Origin of the sequence: Aquimarina callyspongiae (genome assembly GCF_034322225.1) — a bacterium.
In the GTDB taxonomy this organism is placed as follows: domain Bacteria; phylum Bacteroidota; class Bacteroidia; order Flavobacteriales; family Flavobacteriaceae; genus Aquimarina.
Window position 1 is genome coordinate 478,441 of sequence record NZ_JAXLPA010000001.1, and the last position, 21,348, is coordinate 499,788.

The window sequence follows — 21,348 nt, forward strand, 5'->3', positions numbered from 1 at the left end:
ACCAGTAGTAGACGATATAATCAAAAAATGATGCACAAAAAAAGCTACCTTCTGGTAGCTTTTTTTATTAAATATCAAATGAAATGATTCTTAACTAATCTGAGCAGGAATTGTTTTCATCGCAATCTTCTTTCTGATGATAACTCAAAATACTTCCTTTCCCACCCTGGATAATTATACAACACTCAGAAAAAAGTTCTTTTAGTTTTTTACGACCTCGTTGAATTTTGGAACGAACTGTGACATAATTCATATCTAATCGATCTGCTATCTCTTTTTGAGAAACATTTTCTAACTCTGAAAGTGTCATAATTGATCGATACTCTTCTGGAAGTTCGTCAATAAATGAATTAACACATTTACTTAATTCTTTAGAAGCATCTTCTTCTTCCTCTTCATAAGTAAACGATATTTCATTGATACCTTCAAAATAGACTTTCTTCTTTCTATAGTAATCGGTAATTGTATTTTTTGCAATGGTATATACCCAACTTTTTACATTATCCACTGTATCACTTTGGGATTTTGATAGTTTATAAAAAACTTCTTGAGTCAAGTCTTCGGCGTCTTCTCGACTGTTTACCCTTTTTTTAACATATAAAAAAAGTGGGTTATATAATTTTTCTATCTGTCTTTGCATTTTGAATAAGGTAACTGGTAAACAAAATTAAAATAAATATACTGAGTATGAAAAACAGGAGTTGCTGTCCTATTGCATTAATTAGAAATATCCCTATAAAAGCGCCCATGGCAGCACCAAAATCCCACCACGTACTAATACTAGAAATAGCTTGTAAAACATTCTTCTCTTGTTGTTGTCTCTCAATGACCACAAGTGGAGAAAATGTAACAATGATTGGATTGAATAGAAATGTTAATAATATTCCTGGAATAATAAACCCTGCTGAGATCAAAAATAATCCTATGACACAGAATAAAACTGCCGTATTAAATAATTTAATAGCAGGAATTTTTAATGTGATCAATCCACTAACAAAAGAAAGGATCAAAACAAATAAACGTTTTAATAAAAGATAAAATGCCACAGCAGCTAGTAACTGATTTGAATTAAGGTATTCATCTTTTAACAAATAAGACAATACGACTACTAAAACTCCATCTATAGTAATAGACAACATAAAGACAAGTATATTGATCGCACTGGGTTTAAATGTTTCTTTAGTTTGAACCTTATCCGTTTTTATTCCTTTATATTTTGGTAAATAGATTACCAAAACGACTCCTATTGAGCTTATTAAAGACACAATAAAAAGTCCGTTAGCAATACCATATTTGGTAATTACCATTGGGCCAAACCAAAGGATTAAAAATGCACCAAGAGTTTTTATACTTGTTGAAAGCCCAAAGGCAAGGCCTGATTTATTTTCAGAATAAGCCGCATAATTTAAAGTAGCAATCTTCAAACCCGCATAACTCAGCCCCCATAAGATACGGGCAATTAAGAAAACAATCAACCCTAGTTTCACTCCATAAAGAAATGTGGTAATTGTAGCTAAAATTGATGTTATGATAAGGATTTTTTTCATCCCTAACTGATTCACCATATTAGCAATAACCGTATTCATCAATATCCTTACAAAACGATTTACAGATAATAGTAAACCTATAAAGAATACAGAAAAACCCATATCTTTTCCATAAACGGGTAGTAATGGGTATAAAAGAGCATCGCCAAGTCCGGCAAATGCCATTACCGTACTAGCAATTAAAGCCCCTCTGAAAGAGGAGCTTTTAGTTTTTTGAATTGATACTGAATCGTCTATCCGCAGCATCCTCCAGTAATCTGAGATTTTTCTTCAACAATAGGAGTATGATTGGTTTGAGAAGTATGTGTTATTTCTTTTGCGTCTGGTGTTGACCCGCAACATCCTCCTCCTTTTTTTTCTACTATCTCTTTTATTTCTCTTGTTTTCATTACGATTTACTTTAAAATTATCTATTATTTTCATGTACTAAGACGTATCATTTAAAAAATGATGCAAAACCTTAGTTGCAACACCCTCCTACTTCTACTTCTGCGGGTATTGGTTTTCCTGCTTCTGAAGTACTTACGAATACTCCACTGCTTTTTTCTTCAGTTTTTTCTGTTCCACAACAAGCTACATCGCTACCTCCAAGATCAGAACTACAAACTCCTGTTTGAGGAAGATTTAATTCTACCCGTTCTGCTGCTTCAATATCACCATCCATATATGCTACTATCGATCGCACTTGTTCATATCCTGTGGCCATTAAGAAAGTTGGTGCACGACCATAACTCTTTGATCCAACGATATAAAAATCTTTCTCTGGATGTCTCAGTTCTTTTTCTCCATGAGGTCGTACCGTTCCGCAACTATGGATATTTGGATCTATTAATTCTGCTAAATCAAACACTGACTCAAGAGAAGAGTCTAAGTCAACACGTACTTCACGAATCATATCTAAATCAGGACGAGAACCTGTATTACTAATGATTTCATCTACATTTTTAATCGTTTCTGTCACACCATTTAAATCGCCCTCGATCTGAATCCCTTTATTATTTTTTATTAATTTAAGAATATGAAAAGGGGTGTATACATTCAGTTTTCCACTATTAACTAGTTTTTCAATTCTAATGCCAAGTGCTCCTCTGGCTTCTAAGGCATCATCTTGTTTTCCTCCGTAAACTTTATCCAAGGTATCCTTTCTTAATATCCAATTGAGTTGTGTTTCTGGATATTCTTCCTGAACCATTGCTAAATCTAACAAGGCATTAATTGCAGAATGACCACCTCCTACTACTGCTACGTTTTTATTTTTATACCTATCCAAAGCCTTACCCTTTACGTTTGGAATACCATAAAAAATATGATCTTGTAATTCTTGTTCTCCTTCTGCATATACGCCTCCAGAACCTATAGGGTTAGGCTGGTTCCAGGTACCTGATGAGTCAATCACTGCTTTTGCTTCATAATATTCAATATTTCCGCTTTCTTCTACTTTAATAGAAAAAGGTTTGTTCTCACGTCCCCAGGTTTTCATTTTATCAAGTCCTTTACGGCCAATAGAAATTACCTTTGAATTCAAGTGAATATTACTTGCTATTGTAGGAAGCTTAGATAACGGTTTAAAATATTGTTCAACTAATTCGTTTCCTGTTGGCAAATCATTTTTATCTGGAGAAATCCAATCTGTTTGGGATAATAGTTCTTCCGCAGCAGAATCTATATTATATTTCCATGGAGAAAAAACCCTTACATGTCCCCAAGATAAAAAGTTGTGTCCAACAGAATTTCCAGCTTCAAATACTATAAATGGGATATTTTTCTTTGTTAAATGGGCTGCAGCGGCAAGTCCGACAGGACCTGCCCCTATTATTGCTATCGGTAAATTATCTTTTTGCATCTTTTCATTTTTTAATTCACCCACTAAGACGAGCTAATAAAAAAATGATGCAGGTTACTAGAGGTTTTTTATTCTCAAGAAAAATAAATATAAATCCCTATCACAATGACACAAACAATAACACCAACTATGTTTACATATTTCCAAGGATTTATATCTACTTGTTTTGTATATTTTTGATGGTATTCTTTTACCTTGGGCTGTACCTTACCTATCCCCAACATTATTAACACATTAAGTATAAACAGAATAGCCATAACATGTAAAAAATGAGGGTAATTTTCATTACCTATTACAAATGGTTTTAAAACAAACTGACTGAACATATATAGTAAAGAGCCCAAAATAATACCAGTTTTTGCAGCAATGGCAGGTACTTTTTTTGTTAAATACCCTACAACGATAATTGTTAAAATAGGAATGCTATAAATCCCATTTGCTTCTTGAAGGTATCCAAACAAACCATCTGAAGCATACAATAATAATGGCGCTATAAACATAGATATAATTGCCAAAACAATTCCGAATGTTTTACCTGCTTTGACTATTGTTCTTTCATTGGCATTTTTATTATAATATTCTTTATAAATATCTATCCCAAATAACGTTACAGAACTATTTAAAGCACTATTAAATGAACTTAAAATAGCGCCAAATAACACTGCAGCAAAAAAACCAACTAAAGAAACAGGCAGAACCGCACTAACTAATGTAGGGTACGCCTCATCAGGATTTTCTAATGTTCCTTCAAATAAGTGAAAAGCGATAATACCAGGTAGTACAACAATCAAAGGTCCTAAAATTTTAATGAATGCACCTAGTAACAATCCTTTTTGGCCTTCTTTTAGATTTTTAGCTCCTAATGCTCTTTGTATAATGGCTTGATTTGTTCCCCAATAAAATAATTGAACCAGCATCATTCCCGTAAAAATTGTAGAGAAAGGAACAGAAGCTTTTATATTACCAATGGCATTAAATTTTTCTGGGTGAGAATCTATTAATATCTGAATTCCGTTAAAAATACTTCCATCACCAACTGCCCATAGTCCAAAAATAGGAATCATTAATCCGCCAATTAGTAATCCTATAGCATTTACTGTATCTGATATTACTACTGCTTTTAACCCTCCAAAAACTGCATATATAGAACCTATGATACCAATACCCCAAACTGTTATCCATAAAGCAGAAGTTTCTGAAAGCCCTAGTATTTGAGAAATATCAAACATTGTATTAATAGCTAGTGCTCCTGAATAAAGTACTGTAGGTAACAATATAAACGCATACCCTGTTAAAAAAAGACCTGATGTAATCGCCTTTGTTGTGGTATCATATCTTCGTTCTAGAAATTGAGGGATGGTTGTGATACCTCCTTTTAAATATCTAGGTAGTAGGAATACCGCTGTTATTACCATTGCAATCGCGGCTAAAGTTTCCCAAACCATTACTAAAATACCTTCTTTAAAAGCTGCTCCATTTAGACCTACAATTTGTTCTGTAGATAAATTGGTTAATAACAATGATCCAGCTATTACGCCCGCAGTTAGACTACGGCCTCCCAAAAAATAACCTTCAGAAGATTTCTCATTAGTACCGCGTGTAGAAAAATATGAAATAACACCTACTAATACTGTAAATATTAAAAAAGAAAGAATTGCCATATATGCGTATTTATTTTTTTATAATTCTAATTTTCGTTTTAGATCCGAATTGTTGATAAAAAGGAGAGGATTATGATTTCCTCTCCTCTTATCAAACTAACTCAAATCACTCATTCATATATAAAATGTACTTCTCTTTTATTTGAGGCTTTGTATTATCTCAAACCTTGTTTTTCTTCACATAATAAATATTATCAGCTATTCTTTACTATGATTATTTCTCAAATTAAAGATTGTACCACATTATATTCTTGATTTGGTTTTTTAATATTCTAGAATCTCAATCAACTCAAAGTTATCTTGACATTTAGAGTCATAAATATCATTCTCATCTAAATTCATATCTGTTTTAGAAATAAAGGTTACATTAGATAATTTCTCTGGTATATCATCTTTTATATTAGAAGAAATAAATAAACCAGTCGCAAAGAATAATACTATAAACGCATCTATATAAAACCCAATTTTTTTCATGATTTATGGTTTTTGATTATTCAGCAAGTGCTTGTTTTGATTAATCTTACTTTTTAACAATCTTAATTTTCTCTACTTCTAATACGTTCATAAATTCAACTTCTAAGAAGTATAAACCTGATTGTAGCAGAGATACATCCATTGAATAAAAACCCAAATTATCAACCTTATTTTGTAGGATTTGTTTTCCGGATAGATCCACAACTGATATTTTTTTTATTCTATCGACAGAGGACGTCACATTGATTTGATCATCAACGGGATTTGGGAATAATGCTATTAACTTAGTCTCGTTTATAGAAATATCGTCAATATTAAGAATATTAGGGGTATCCCATTTTAAATCATCAAAATAATATAGATCGGCAGGTGTTCCATTAGTTACAGCTGCATTGAAGAATAATACCAATCTGGTATTACCATTACCAATGGCAGCAGAAAAATCATATACAAATTCTTCCCAAGTATTTACTTGGCTAAAACCAGACCATATCTCGACATCTCCTGTTCCACCTTCCAGCTTTGCCAATACCTGAATAGAAGTTGGTGAATATAGTTTAAATCTAAGTACACTATTCGTTGATAAATCTATGGTTGTTCCGTAATCAATTACTAATCCATCAAATGCATCTGTTCCGTTATCAGTATATTGCCCAATGTTTGGGCTAGTATTAATTCCGCCACTAAATGAATTAGCAATACTTACAACTGTAGATGGTAGGGTTTGTGATGGAGGAGTACACTCAAAATCTGTTATTACCGGATCAATACATTGTCCAAAGGATTGATATCCTAAAAAAGCGAATAAAATTAATAATTGTCTCATTGTATATGGTTTTTGATTAATATTATTTCGATACATTGTTTTATTCTTAAAACATGACATCGGTTTATTTAAAGCTAAAGTTGTGGGTAAACTCGTGATCTGAACTTCCTGAAATGAAAAATTCATAATCTCCTTTTTCAGTATCAAATCCTCTATTGGTTGTATAAAATTCTAAATCCTTAGAGGAGATTGTAAAGTCAACTTTTTTTGTTTCTCCCTTTTTTAGAAATATTTTTTTGAATCCTTTTAATTCTTTTACTGGTCTTGTTATACTTCCTACTTTATCTTTTATATAAAGTTGAACAATTTCTTCTCCATCAAACTTACCTGTGTTTGATACATCTACTGTAATTCTTATTTTTGAATTTGATGTAAGAACCTTGGTGTCCATTACTATTTCTCCATATTTGAAAGAACTATAACTTAATCCATAGCCAAATGGAAATAAAGGTGAATTATCAACATCTATATATTTTGAAGTGTATCTGGGGTTTGCATCTTTAATATCAGCTGGTCTTCCGGTATTTTTCATATTATAAAAAACTGGGATCTGACCAATATTTCTAGGAAATGTAACCGTTAATTTTCCGGATGGATTATAATCTCCAAATAATACATTTGTTATCGCGTGGCCTCCACTGGTTCCAGGAAACCAAGCCTCAATGATTGCATCAACCATATTGTTCTCCCAAGTTAAGTCTAGAGGTCGACCATTCATCAAAACCAATACGACAGGTTTTCCGGTCTTTTTTATGGTTTCAATCAATTGTTGTTGATATCCGGGCAATTTAATACTACTCCGACTTGCAGCTTCTCCACTCATATGTTCTGCTTCTCCCATAACCATCACAACAACGTCTGATGCTTCAGCTACTTTTACTGCTTGAGCAAAACCAGAAGTATTTCCTCCTTCAATTTCGCAACCTTTACTATATTTAAAATCGTAGCCTTTGGTTTCAAAACCTTCTTTAACACTTACAGCTCTTCCTTTACGATCACCTTGAGCTATCCAATGCCCTATAATATGAAACTCATCATCTGCCAAAGGGCCTATAAGAGCTATTTTTTTTTCTTTATCTAATGGCAGCAATTGACTGTCATTCTTTAGCAGTATTATAGATTTCTCAGCAGCTTCTTCAGCAATTTCTAAATGTTCTTTATTTAGAATTATTTCCTTCTCTAAAGTTTCATTACAATAACGATAAGGATCTTTAAATAACCCTAATTTGAATTTCATTTTCAAAATAGCTCTAACAGCATCGTCTAATCTATTCATTGATATTTTTCCGTTTTCCAGAGATTCTTTCATATAATTTAGATACACTCCTCCTTGCATATCCATATCCACTCCCGAATTCATAGCTAATTCACCAGCATGTTTCAAATCTTTTGAATATCCATGATGTACCATTTCGTTAATAGAAGTATAATCTGTAACTACAAAACCGTCGAAATTCCATTTTTCTCTTAAAATATCTTTCAGAAGGTATTTATTACCAGTTGCAGGAATTCCATTAAGTTCATTAAACGAAGTCATAAATGTTGCTACTCCCTCTTCTAAAGCAGCTTTGAAAGGTGGGAGATAAACATTATGTAGAGTATTTATGGACATATCTACCGTATGATAATCTCTACCGGCTTGAGCTGCTCCATAAGCTGCATAATGTTTAGCACAAGCCAAAATTGTATTTTTATCTTCGAGGTTATTTCCTTGAAAACCTTTGACTCTTGCTTTAGCAATTTTACTCCCCAGATATGTATCTTCTCCTGCTCCTTCTGAAATTCTTCCCCACTTAGGGTCTCTAGCTATATCAATCATTGGAGCAAAAGTCCAATGCAACCCTTCTACAGATGCTTCTATTGCTGCTATGCGCGCTGTTTTTTCCATCAATTCTAAATCCCAACTTGATGATTCACCTAAAGGAACTGGAAAAATAGTTTTATACCCGTGTACTACGTCATAACCAAACAACAGTGGAATACCCAAACGCGTTTCTTCAATAGCTATTTTCTGTAATTTTCTGGTAAAAGCTGATCCTGTAGCATTAAAAATTGCTCCTACTTGTCCTTCTTTTAAATATTTTATATAATTCTTATCTAATACCGGCCCTGTGACATCTGTAGTACTACTGTACAACACCGTTTGACCAATTTTTTCTTCTAATGTCATCATTGCCATTAAAGAATCTATTTCTTTCCTGAAATGGTCATTTGTATCTGCATTAGTGTTTTTAAATTCTTTTTGACAACTACCCAAAAAGGGTATAACACATATTAATATGAAGAGTCTTTTATTCATAACTTTATTTCTTTCAGATTTTAAATATTAGGGCTACTGAAACCTAATTTTGTAAGTCCATCTTTTATTTCCTGATCATTCATAAAGAGTGACCAAAGCAATTGAGTTCTATGATTTTCTATCATAGCGACTATTGGTCCCTGATCAATCGCTAAATATCCATTGGCATACCAATTATGGTGTTCTGAAAAAGCATCATAAAAGCCATAATCTCCCCAAAGTCTGCTATTTTGTTGATAGTAAAAGTATTCTAGTGCTTTTGTTGATTCGTCTGGTGTATATGGGAATGAAGACAATGCCGCAGTTGGTGTTATAATTCCTAAATCATTTGTAGGACTATGTGCTGAATATCCATTATTATTATCACTTGCAGTAAGACCCCAACTATTTTCATTATAGCCTATAAATCCTTTTGGGTTATCTATACAGTACTGATAATTTATAAGTGAATGCGCCTTATTTTGCTCAAAATAATCATTAGCATATTGATCTTTAAGCTCTCTAGGATCTAACCCTATAAACGAGTAATGAGCAAAAAACAGAGGGCCACCTAATTGTTCTCCTAATGGTAATGGTTGTCCATAATATACGGTTCCATTTCTGATGTTACCGTTTCTTGCCCATCCATTATCATATGTTTCTTTATCAATAGTATGAGTTGGAGACGCAGCTGCCAAAACATAGACAATCAAAGCTTCATTCCAGCCACTTACAATATGATTTAAAGCAAATTCATGAGTTGATGACCAATGCCAGGTTATAGATTTATTTCCTTGTGTATACCAATCCCACTCTACTGCTTCCCAAATGGTGGTAATGCGATCACGTATATCTTTTTCATCAGGGTCATCTCCTGAGAAATATTGTCGATTTATCAATAGTCCTTGAATCAAGAAAGCAGTTTCTACAATATCTCCTCCGTCATCCTGAGGACTAAATGGTATTGTGTTTCCCGAACTATTATACCAATGAGAATACACCCCATGATAAGTATCTGCATTTTCTAAAAAGGTCAATATTTTTTGTAATCTTTGTATAGCCTCGGTTTTACTTATCCACCCTCTTTCTACAGCTGCTGGAAAACAAGAAATTCCAAAACCAGAACCTCCTGAAGTAAGAGTTTCCAAACCCTGAGAACGTTCTCGAGCCATACCACTAGTAGGATCTGCAAAATCCCAGAAGTAATTAAATGTTTTTTCCTGTACCAGCTCTAATAGTTCCTGATGCGGGATTACTGTAACTTCTTCTTCTGTAGGTATTATTTCTGGTGGAGGAGCACTATCACTCCCGCTATCACAGCTATACAATAAACCAAGTATAAAAAGGCTAATTGTTAACATTATATTATATTCTTTGACTAACATCAATTTCATCTGTTTCTTTTTATAGTTTTTTAATTATCAGTTGGGACTCGTCACTAATCATTTTTGACTGATATAAATCAAATTGTTATGACTCATTTCATATGATTAATTTCTAATTCCATCTACTAACTTAGGCATATAACGATATTGAAAACGTGTAACCTAGCGTTACGTTCCTGTATTAGTTTTTAAGTTTTTGAAAATCTATTTAACCCTTGTCTTGGGTTTAGTATCCTGGATTTTGAACAAGGATTCCATCACTTTTAGTAATTTGTTCTTGAGGTATAGGAAAAACTTCGTGTTTACCATCAACAAAGGGCAATCCAATAGCTCTAAGAACATTTCCAGCTCTTCCTTGTCGAACCAAATCAAAGTAACGATCATGTTCAAAAGCTAATTCATGCCTCCTTTCTGACCAGATATCCATTTGTGTTGGGTTAACTATGTCGGATAACCCAGCCCTGTTTCGTACCAAGTTTAATGGTGTAGCTGCATCTCCTCCTATTTGAATCGCTGCTTCTGCATTCATCAATAATACTTCTGCATAACGTAGTATTCTTATATTTTTACCTGTTTCCCAAGCATCAGAAAATGCACTTGAATATGCTTTTTGATTATACATAGGATTCACAACGGTATTAAGCACTTCTCTACCATCAAACAGCGTTTCTCCTCTAAAGATGATTGTAGCATCTCTTCTGGTATCACCAGGTTCATATGAATCTGCCAGGTTTTGCGATGGAGTATTGAAACCCCAGCCCCAGCCACCTTCGCCTCTGGCTCCCTGGCTTACTGAATATCCTTGCACTCCAGCTGTCGGAGTATCTCCTCTAGCTTGAATTTCGAAAATAGATTCGATATTATTTTCTCCTATTTCTTTCCAGATGTCCTCATAATTTGCAGTAAGACCATATTCACCAGACCCTATTATTTCATTAGTTAAAGTCATTACTTCTGACCACTTGCTCTGGTACATGCTGACTTTGGCCAATAAAGCTTTTGCAGCCCCTTTGGTAGCTCTACCTAACTCATTATCTGGATATTCGCTTTTTTCTGGCAATACAGAAATTGCATCTTGTAAATCTTGTTCAATAAACTCATAAGTTTCTTCTCTTGTTGCTCTTTCTAATAATTCTTTGGGATTAGCATCTATTTGAGGAACATCTGCAATTAAAGGCACTCCACCATAAGTTTTAACCAATCTAAAATAAATTAAAGCTCTTAGAAATTTTGCTTCTCCAATAAGTCTGTCCTGTACATCTGAATCTATATCAAATAATGGTAATCTACTTAAAGCTTGATTAGCTCTTTGTATCCCATCAAAATGAGCTTCCCAAACCTCTGCTACAGATATAAGTGTAGCATCAATCTCTAAAGCATCCAACAAGTTTTTATCAGTACCTGAATCACCTGGATCACTTCCTTTATCTGCATCATCAGAGGCAATACTTGTTAACCCTACCCAAGAGAAAGATGACATGGGCCATTGTAAAAAACTATTGTAAACTGCATTTACTAATTCGGGAGCTAACTCGGCCGTTAGATCTGTTTCTGTTTGCTGATTGGATTCTACATCTATAAAATCTTCTGAACAAGAAAATAATATTAATGTTATCACAATCATCGAAATACTATAATTTATTTTTTGTGTTATATTTTTCATCATATATATATTTTAGAAAGAGGTATTAATACCCATGTAAAAAGATCTTAAAGTGGGATACGCATCTAATTCAATACCTGCTGTACCGAGAGGGTTTCCATCACCATTGCCTGAAAGTTCTGGAGTGAAACCGGAAAATTTCTTAAAAATTACAGGGTTTTTGGCAGAAGCATATATACGTACTTTTGAAAAGAACTTTAATATCTCTTTTGGAAGTGTATATCCTAAAGTAACGTTGTTAATTCTAAAGAAATCTCCCGACTCTAAATAATAATTAGAAGATAATGGTACTTCATTCGATGCAATTGGTCCTGGGCTATTGGGTCGACCTGAGGTCCATCGATCATTGAATACAGATAACTCTATATTTTCGTTTCCAAAACGCTGTGCTTTTTTTCCATTATAAATCTTATTCCCAAAATTACCGAAAGTATCAATCGAAAAATCAAAATTTCCATAATCTATCCCCACATTGAATCCGAAGAAATATTTAGGGATATAGGATCCGAAAAATTTTCTATCTCCTTCATCTGTGATACCATTTTCATTTAAATCAGTATAGATAAACTCTCCATTATCATCTATACCCGCAACCTCATATAAAAAGAAGCTTCCTAATGGTTCTCCTTCAGCTACTTTTTTTGTGTATTGTCCATTATTAATAAAACCACCTAATTGCTCATTAAAAAATGGACTTGTCACTTTGGTTAACTCATTTTTATTATATGAAAAATTACCTCCGATAGAGTAACTTAGCTTTTCATTAATTTGATCAGACCAATTAATCGCTATTTCTAATCCTTTGTTAGATACTTCTCCTACGTGAGAATTAAAAGGATCAAAACCAAAAACATCTGGTAATTCTAGTTGTAAAGTTGCGTTTGTATTTGTTCTTTCATAATAATCAATCTCTCCATTCAGTTTTTTATTAAAAAGAGCGTATTCTAAACCTATATTGAACTCTTCGGTAGTTTCCCAAGTAAGGTTTTCCTGAACAATCCCAGTTATAGTAATTCCTTGTTGTAAATCCTGATTAGGACCAAAAGCATAGAATCCACCTGAACCTGTAGTTGCTGTTAATACATTAAAAGGTACATTTTGATTTCCTAGTTCTCCATAACTTCCTCTTAACTTTAAAAGGTCAAATATTCCATTCTGCATAAAATCCTCTTCACTTATCACCCAACCAGCGCTAATAGCATAAAAATTACCAAAGCGATTCCCTTTTTGAAACCTGCTGGATCCATCTCTTCTATAGGAAGCATTAAATAAATATTTGTCTTTATAATCATAATTAACACGAGCTATATAAGAATATAATTTATCGGTAATACTTTGAGCTCCGCCAGAAAGTTGGGTATCATCCTGATCTCCGATATTTAGATTAAATCTGAGATTACGGTCCAAAGGAACATTGTTTCGGGTACCGGTTAAAAATTCACCGCCACTTTCTTCGGCAGTAATCCCTAGAGTAGCTTTTATAGTATGGTCATCATTAAACGTTTTTTTATAGGTGAAATAATTATCTAAAAACCATCTATAATTATTAGTATGAGTAACTGTAAGTCTAGTCCTTGCCGGGTTTTCTATTCCTCCATCAAAATTTTCTTCAAGATTTGCCGGATTAGATGCTAAAAACAACCCAAGACGATCTTGAAAATTATAAAATCTCCCATATTCTGCCTCTATTGAAAAGCGGGAAGTATATGTTAAAGGTTCAAAAATCTTATAGTCAAATTTAAAAGCTCCCTGAAGTTTTAAGAATTTTTGTTCACTTTCATTAAATAATCTATTAACTACTGGATTACCAACATTATTAAAAGCAGCCGATGAACCAAATCTTCCGTTTTCGTCTACTACTGGTACTATAGGTGATTGTTTATATGCCGTAGTAAACTGTGTAAAATCCTGAGGTGTTATACTTGCTAATTGAGCACTTACATTATGAGAAAAATTAAACTTGTCACTAATTTTATAATTAACATTACTACGAAGGGTTAATCTATTGAAATCATTATCCCTTAAGATACCTTCTTCTTCATTAAATCCTGCACTAAAAAAAGCTTGTACATTCTCCGACCCTCCTGATAATGATAGATTATAATTTGATATTCTACCAGTTCTTGTAATTACATCTAACCAATCTGTATCATATGGTTGATTTATACTGAAAAAACCACTCGTATCATTATCATTATTTGGGTCATTGTCTGAAAGTAAATCCCTTAATATAGCCTCATTACTATAAGTAACAAACTGCGATGCATTAGCCATTTCTACAGTGCTCAAAATATCTCTAAAACCTGTATAAGAATCAAATGACAATTGCATTTTCCCGGTCTTCCCTTTTTTTGTAGTTATGATAATAACACCGTTAGCTCCTCGGTTTCCATAAATAGCCAATGAAGCAGCATCTTTTAATACGTTCACCGAAGTTATATCAAATGAATTGATATTATTTATATTATCAGTTAGTATGCCATCTACAACATATAAAGGTGCTCGTCCTCCTTGAATAGTACCTAAACCACGTATGATAACAGTAGATGCCTGACCTGGAGCATCGGAGGCTATAATTTGTACTCCTGCAGCTTTTCCTTGTAAGGATTGAGTTACATTAACCACAGGTTCTTTAATCAACTCTGCATTGGAGATAGTACTTACCGAACTGGTTAAAATAGCTTTGTTTTGAGTACCATACCCTACTACAACTACTTGTTCTAATTGATTATGATCTTCTTCTAATACAATCGAATAATCTTCGTTTGTCGTAATCGTAATCTCTTTAGTTAAAAAACCGAGATAATTAATAGATAGGATATCTCCAATATTGGCTTCAATTACAAAGTTTCCATCAAAATCAGTTGTTGTACCATTAGTAGTACCTTTAACTATTATTGAGGCTCCTGACATCGGTATCTTACGTTCATCGGTTATTGTTCCTTTTATTAGTTCTTGTGATAGTATCACCTGCATAACCAATGAAAAAAGAATCGTAAATAATAATTTTAATCTCATAATAAAATCTGAATTTAATTTGTTTGCAGCAAAACTTAATTTGTTTACCTCAAAGTTATCAAAACGTTAAATGTAGTATTTTACAAAATGCGATATAAAAAATTAACACACTGATTATTAATTATTTAAACAAATAATAATTAATTAATTTTAACAAACTGATGTATTAATGATGTATCAAAAAACATAATACAATTACTGAGTAACCACAATAAAATGATGTTTTTTATGTAATAAAAATGTAAGGCTTTATAAAAACAGAAGATCTTTTTGAATGAGTTATTTTAGAAATTAAAGCCTTATGTTTTTATTGAGTAGAGGTAATTTTTTAATAAAATAAACAATAATATTTAGATTGACAAAAGTTTAATAATTAAAGCCATCCATCAAAAACTTCTTAAAAAATTAGTCAAATTATCATTTACCGATATACTTAACTTCTTCCTTAAACGATATCTTTGAAGTTCAACACCTCGGACAGTAATACCCATTAATGGGGCTATTTTTTTTGAAGTTAGACCTGTTTTTATATAAGCGCACAATCTTAAATCTTTTGTAGTTAGTTTTGGATGCATTTCTATTAATCTTTTGAAAAACTCTTGATTAAGCTCATTAAAATTAGATTCAAAAACCTTCCAATCATTAGTACCGCTAATATCTTTTTTTGACGTGTTAAGAATTTTTCTTGTACGAATCTGATTAGGAGAAACATTCTCTAAACGTTCAAGTTCATTGAGTAATACCATAATTGTTTCATTTTTTCTGATTATCGAATCAGTTGTATTCATCAATTCTCTTTTCTTGGTCTTGATTTCTTTTTCCAAGTTTTGTTTTTCTAATTCACTAATTCTCTTTTGAGTTTTTCTTATATGCAACTTCTTTAATTCTAACCGTTGTTTTTTAACTCTTCTTTTATTGATTTTGTATATCAGAAAAAGTATACTTAAAAACATTAAAAAATAAACTGCTTTTAACGGTTTAGATAAATACCAAGGAGGGAGCACCCTAAAATAGAGGTTTTTAATCTTACTTTTTTTAGAACCTATATCTTCATTTTTAATAGACAAAAAATAATCTCCATAATCAAGATTCTGTAACGTCAACTTCCCGTTTTTAACCAGTTCTTTTTGCTCTATCTCCCCTGACAAAGAATAAGAATGAATATTCTTATATCTACCAGGGGTATATATCTCGAAAGAAAGGTATTGACCATCTTTAAACGGAAAATGTAATATTGAATCTCTGATAGAAAACTGTTTTCTATTAGAATAAATCTTATTTATTACTGGAGATTTTGCTATTTCAATTTCTCTCTTTTTTAATTTATTTACATTAAAAATGGTAAAACCCTCATTTAAATTTAAAAGTTTCAATGAGTCATTTTTATTAATTATTTTTTCATAACCCGAAACTAATCTTCGCTTTATTTCTGGCACGTCAACCTTAAGAATTTCTTCATAATTATTATTAAAATAAGTAATATCTCCTGAATTATTCTCATCTATCAACCACCCTTCTCCTTTGTTTTTTAAGATTAAGTTTTTTCCGTTAAATTTTTGAAATTTATTAAATAACCCTACACTATCTTTATCTTTAAAATATTGGAACCAGGTATTAGAATTATAAAAAGCTATAGTATCATTTATATTAAAAACTCTAGTCCTATACTGTTTAAAATTTTGATTATCGCTATAGTTAACTATTTTTAAAACTTTTGAGTAACTTTCATCTAGTCTAATACGATAAACTCCTTTATATGGATGAGTTGCCCATATAACATACTTTGATTCAAATACTATATCATTCACAGGAAAGGGAATATTTCCTATCATGACGGATTTCCAACCATTATTATCCTTTTCTAGAAAATTAATACTATAATAAGTTCCTTGTAAATATTTATTATAACTATCAGGAATTTTAACGGTACAAAAAACCCCGGTTTCTCCAACCTTTTTTAAAAGATTACCATCTTCTATAATAAAACTTCCTTCATTATGACCTGCTATAAGTTGGCCTTCTATTTCGTTTAAATCCCAAACATGATCTTCGGTTCCTTGAATAAGTATTGGTTCACCGCTATCCGAAATTTTATAAATTCCCGTATTACTAGCTAAAAAATATCTCCCTTTAAAAAAAGCGATGTCATAAACAGTTCCAAGTATACCACTATAATCCGTATAAAATGCAAAAGGAGAATTGTAATCAATAACACTTAGACCATCATCAAGAGCTGTCAATAAGAAACCTTTATTATTTTTCAACCCTAATACGGTATTATTCTTTAACCCTTTAGAAGTATTTATGTATCGGTGATTTTTTGTTTTTATATTATAAATAACAATCCCTTCCTTAATTGTACCAAAAGCCAATTCATCTGGGTTTATAAAAACAACTTTATTGAGTATTTTTTCTTGTAAAAACTTATTTATCTCCTCTGGTAATCGTATAGTTTTGAGAGATTTGTTATTATAAAGAAAGCCTCCTTTATTCAAATCGAAAAAAAATAATAATTCCTTGTTTGAAGCTAGGTTATTGACGTTTTTAAAATAATCACGATAACCAGTAATATCAAAAGGCACAAGTTTTTCATTTTGAACTTGCAGAAGTCCCCTATTCCTATTTGCTACAATAACTTTGTTGTCATAAGTTGCTAAATCATAAGAATCGGCACTCTCAGCAAGATACTGTACATTACCATTACTATATTTATAAATACCTCCTGTATAAGATTTTAAAAAAATCTCTTCATTATGTGATATTATTTGCCAAAATTGCTCATTACTGAAATCATGTGTTTTATTAATTGCAGGTATTAATGAGGTATATTTAAAGTTTCCTAAATCATCCCTCTCCCAATAACCAAACTCTTCATAAGATCCAGTATAAATTTTATCTTCAACACATAATACAGATCGTACTATAGTTTTATTAGGTAATTCCAATAATTCCCAAGAAGTTCCATTATACCTAAGAAGTCCTTTATTATTTGCGATGTAGATTAAACCATCTTCATCCACATCGATGCCCCAATTTTGATTATCCGCCCCATAATCTTGGATCGAATAATTCTCTATTTCTGGATTAAATATTTGTGCAGAAGAAGAAAAACATAATCCAAAAAATAAAGCTAAAAACAAAAAGAGAATTTCGAAGTTTGATTTTTCCATGTTTATTTTGGTTTATAATCATCTATAATATTTAATTATAAACTCGTGAATTATAACAAATATAGATGAAGAATATAGCTAATTAATTATTTTAAAAACAACTCAATAGCTATATTTTTTTCAAAATTTTATAACATCATTTTTTACTTATAAACTGCTTAATAAAAATGAACCAAATCCTAGTTAAACAAAACTTTAACACTAAAAATTTTGAATTACTAGACGACTGGTCATAATTTTGCTGCTAGAAAATAAGAGAATGTCTAAAACCTTAAAACATGAAACTAAAGCTGATGCCCTTATAGAAAAAGGTATGATGCTCTTATGGTCCAAAGGTTATAATGCTACCAGTGTTAATGACATAGTAAAAGCAGCCGAAGTGCCGAAGGGATCTTTCTATTTTTATTTTGATAGCAAAGAAGATTTTGCGGTCAAATCGATAGAAAAATATTTCAGTACACAGTTTCCTCCTTCTCTGGAACGATTACAAAACAAATCTGTTTCTCCCAAACAACGATTATTAGATTTTTATGAATACCGTACCCGAGTTATTAAAGACGAATTTGATTGCAAAATGGGGTGTATGGGGTGTAATTTGGTTAACGAAATGGCTGAGCATAGTGAAGCGATTCGTAATGCCGTTCAGACAAAAACTGATATGGTTAAAAGCTACATAACAGAAGTTGTTGAAGAAGCTCAGGATTTTGGTGAGATCAGTAATACTTTAAATGCAAGAGATCTAGTTGAGTTTATGGAAGATGCAGCTAGAGGAGCCATGGTATCTATGAAAGAAATGGACAGTTCTTATCCCATTGATAATGCTATGAATATGCTAAGTCATATTATTTTAAAATAATTTTTTTTAACATTTTTATAGACGACTGGTCAACTATATATATTTTTAATATATATCAAACCAATTAATAACTATTTAATTATTCAAAAATCAATCATAATCGACCGGTCAATTAAATATTAACATTATTTGTTTATAACCGTGTCCTAATATTCAAATCAAAATCGTCATAACTATATAAAATTCACAACAATCAGTATCAGATCTTCTTTTAGAAATAGTCGACTGGTCAACTAACAATTATACATATGAATGCACTTAAAAAAGCCAGCAACGCTACCAATGCGTTTACAAAAAAATGGGCAGAATTTGTGATCAAATTCAAATGGCCCGTACTCATCCTGTCTTTAATTCTAGCTTTGGGGCTTGGCTCTCAAGGAAATATGGAGTTTGATGGAGATTACCATGTATTCTTTAGCAAATCCAATCCCGAATTAGAGGCTTTTGATGCTTTACAAGAAAAATACACAAAAGATGATAATGTTGTTATCGTTCTATCTCCTTCTAATGGTGATATTTTTACTAAAGAAAACCTTATTGCGATAGAACAACTCACCACTGAAGCCTGGAATACACCTTATTCCTCTCGAGTAGATGCAGTTACCAATTTTCAGCATACAAGCGCACAAGGAGATGATCTTTATGTAGATGACCTTTCTTATGAATCTGCTTCAAAAACGAATGCTGAAATCGCAGAGATTAAAGAAAAAGCTTTAAAAGAGCCTCTGCTAGTCAATCGTTTAATTAATGAAACCGGTAGTGTAACAGCAATTAATGTTACTGTACGACTTCCTGGAGAAGATAGTGCTAAAGAAATCCCTGAAGTCACAGCTTTTATTAGAAATACCATTGTAGATTTCAAAGAAAAAAACCCTGATTTTCAGGTACATTCTTCTGGATTAGTACCTCTTAACACCGCATTTTTTGAATCTTCAATGAGAGACATGATGTTAACTATGATTATGCTTATCATTGTGATCATTACTACTTTAATACTTACAAGAAATTTTTACAGCACATTAGCTACGCTTGTTGTGGTATTGTTTTCAATTATTAGTGCCGTTGGTTTTGTAGGGATTATGGGTATAAAACTTACTCCACCTTCTTCGGTATTTCCTACCATGATACTCACTTTGGCCGTTGCAGATAGTATTCATATTCTTATCACTATGCTTCAAAAAATGCGCAAAGACGGCTACGCCAAAAAAGAAGCTTTAGTAGAATCCATGCGTCTTAACTTTATGCCAGTGTTCATTACTAGTTTAACCACTGTAATTGGTTTTTTAACTATGAATTTTGGTGATGTTCCTCCATTTTGGGATTTAGGTAATATCACTGCGTTTGGTATGACTATGGCCTTTCTATATTCTACCACAGCATTACCAGCTTTAATGGCAATCCTTCCGGTTAAGATAAAAATAAAAGAGGAAAAATTTACTGAAAAAATGAGCTGGTACACAAACCTAGGATTATTTGTTGCTAAACAACCTATACGATTAACCATAATTTCAGTAGTGGTTATTGGTGTACTTACTTACCTCGCCACTAGAAATCAATTTAATGATGAATTCATTAATTATTTTGATGAAACCGTAGAATTTAGAAGTGATACCGATTACATCAGTGAAAATCTAACAGGTATTTACAATGTCGAGTTTTCTGTGGGAAGTGGTGAAAGTGGCGGTATTAACAACACAGAATATTTACAAAAACTAAATGCCTTTGAAGATTGGTTAAATGAACAACCTGAAGTAATTCATGTAAATGCGTTTAGCGAAGTGGCCAGAAGAGTCAACCGATCTATGCACGGTGATGATCCGTCCTATTACAAAGTGCCTGATAATAGAGAAGAAGCCGCGCAATATCTCTTGTTATATGAACTTTCGCTGCCTTTTGGGTTAGACCTAAACAATCAGATTAATGTTGATAAATCTGAAACTCGTGTAACTGTGACTATCGAAAATATCTCGAGTTCAGAAATGATTGCGTTTTCTAAAAGAGCAGAAAGGTGGCTACAGAGCAATACTCCATCGTCTATGCATGCTATTGCAGTGAGTCCAACATTAATGTTCTCTAAACTAGGTTTCAGACAAGCTGATAGTATGTTTAAAGGAAATATTATTGCGCTTATATTGATCTCTTTAGTTTTAATGTTAGCCTTAAGAAATTTCAAATTAGGATTGTTAAGTATCATTCCTAATGTCACTCCTGTTTTAGTTGGTTTTGGTTTTTGGGCAATGTATAAAGCTCAGATCAATACAGGAATGGTGATCGTTTTTGGGATGACACTTGGGATTATTGTGGATGATACTGTTCATTTTATGAGCAAATTTTTAAGAGCGCGGCGAGAATTAGGATATGATGCCAGACAAGCAGTTATTTATGCATTTGAAACCGTAGGAAAAGCATTGGTAACCACTACAATAGTTCTTTTAGCAGGTTTTGCTGTTTTATCTACTTCGTCTTTTGCCTTAAATAGTTATATGGCCAGAATAACAGTTATCATTATCCTGGCTGCACTAATTATTGATTTCATCCTATTACCCTCACTGCTTATCCTTGTTGGTAAGAGTAAAGTAAAACAACCAGTAAAAGATTTAAAACCACAAATACAATTAGACAAATAA

Annotated in this window: 14 protein-coding genes; 2 read left to right on the forward strand and 12 right to left on the reverse strand. The window is 32.3% G+C overall.

Features of this window, described 5'->3' with window-relative positions; translation table 11 throughout:
• Positions 1-94: 94 nt before the first annotated feature.
• The 12 genes from U0D62_RS01950 to U0D62_RS02005 all read right to left on the reverse strand — a co-directional run bounded on the left by U0D62_RS01950 (position 95) and on the right by U0D62_RS02005 (position 17,865).
• Positions 95-640, reverse strand: coding sequence for a sigma-70 family RNA polymerase sigma factor (locus tag U0D62_RS01950; RefSeq protein WP_322193539.1), 546 nt, complete (start codon positions 638-640; stop codon positions 95-97).
• Entirely contained in the window at positions 612-1,793 is a 1,182-nt protein-coding gene (locus U0D62_RS01955; protein ID WP_322193541.1) for an MFS transporter, read from the reverse strand. The genes U0D62_RS01950 and U0D62_RS01955 overlap by 29 nt, the downstream gene beginning before the upstream one ends.
• On the reverse strand, positions 1,781-1,936 hold the full coding sequence (locus U0D62_RS01960) for a hypothetical protein (protein WP_322193542.1): 156 nt from the start codon (positions 1,934-1,936) through the stop codon (positions 1,781-1,783). Before U0D62_RS01960 ends, U0D62_RS01955 begins: the two co-directional genes overlap by 13 nt.
• A gap of 71 nt (positions 1,937-2,007) precedes the next feature.
• The gene (locus U0D62_RS01965) at positions 2,008-3,390 is read right to left on the reverse strand and encodes an NAD(P)-binding domain-containing protein (RefSeq protein WP_322193543.1); all 1,383 of its coding nucleotides are present in this window, start codon (positions 3,388-3,390) and stop codon (positions 2,008-2,010) included.
• 74 nt (positions 3,391-3,464) lie between these two features.
• A complete protein-coding gene (locus tag U0D62_RS01970; RefSeq protein WP_322193544.1) occupies positions 3,465-5,051 on the reverse strand; it encodes a solute:sodium symporter family transporter in 1,587 nt (528 codons plus the stop codon).
• 264 nt (positions 5,052-5,315) lie between these two features.
• Positions 5,316-5,525, reverse strand: a complete 210-nt coding sequence (locus U0D62_RS01975; RefSeq protein WP_322193545.1) for a hypothetical protein — start codon at positions 5,523-5,525, stop codon at positions 5,316-5,318.
• Positions 5,526-5,571: 46 nt separating this feature from the next.
• Positions 5,572-6,351 (reverse strand): T9SS type A sorting domain-containing protein, encoded by a 780-nt coding sequence (locus U0D62_RS01980; protein ID WP_322193546.1) that lies wholly within the window; start codon positions 6,349-6,351, stop codon positions 5,572-5,574.
• Positions 6,352-6,415: 64 nt separating this feature from the next.
• Entirely contained in the window at positions 6,416-8,650 is a 2,235-nt protein-coding gene (locus U0D62_RS01985) for a glycoside hydrolase family 3 N-terminal domain-containing protein (RefSeq protein WP_322193547.1), read from the reverse strand.
• A 20-nt stretch (positions 8,651-8,670) separates the two neighbouring features.
• Positions 8,671-10,014: a glucoamylase family protein gene (locus U0D62_RS01990; RefSeq protein ID WP_416135534.1), complete on the reverse strand. Its 1,344-nt coding sequence runs from the start codon at positions 10,012-10,014 to the stop codon at positions 8,671-8,673.
• A gap of 226 nt (positions 10,015-10,240) precedes the next feature.
• Entirely contained in the window at positions 10,241-11,677 is a 1,437-nt protein-coding gene (locus U0D62_RS01995) for a RagB/SusD family nutrient uptake outer membrane protein (protein WP_322193549.1), read from the reverse strand.
• A 12-nt stretch (positions 11,678-11,689) separates the two neighbouring features.
• Entirely contained in the window at positions 11,690-14,695 is a 3,006-nt protein-coding gene (locus tag U0D62_RS02000; RefSeq protein WP_322193550.1) for a SusC/RagA family TonB-linked outer membrane protein, read from the reverse strand.
• Positions 14,696-15,081: 386 nt separating this feature from the next.
• A complete protein-coding gene (locus U0D62_RS02005) occupies positions 15,082-17,865 on the reverse strand; it encodes a helix-turn-helix and ligand-binding sensor domain-containing protein (RefSeq protein WP_322193551.1) in 2,784 nt (927 codons plus the stop codon).
• Positions 17,866-18,124: 259 nt separating this feature from the next.
• Here U0D62_RS02005 and U0D62_RS02010 point away from each other — a divergent pair, with 259 nt between their 5' ends.
• Both U0D62_RS02010 and U0D62_RS02015 read left to right on the forward strand, forming a co-directional pair.
• Complete coding sequence (locus tag U0D62_RS02010) at positions 18,125-18,721, forward strand: TetR/AcrR family transcriptional regulator (protein WP_322193552.1); 597 nt, start codon at positions 18,125-18,127, stop codon at positions 18,719-18,721.
• A gap of 248 nt (positions 18,722-18,969) precedes the next feature.
• Complete coding sequence (locus tag U0D62_RS02015; RefSeq protein WP_322193553.1) at positions 18,970-21,348, forward strand: efflux RND transporter permease subunit; 2,379 nt, start codon at positions 18,970-18,972, stop codon at positions 21,346-21,348.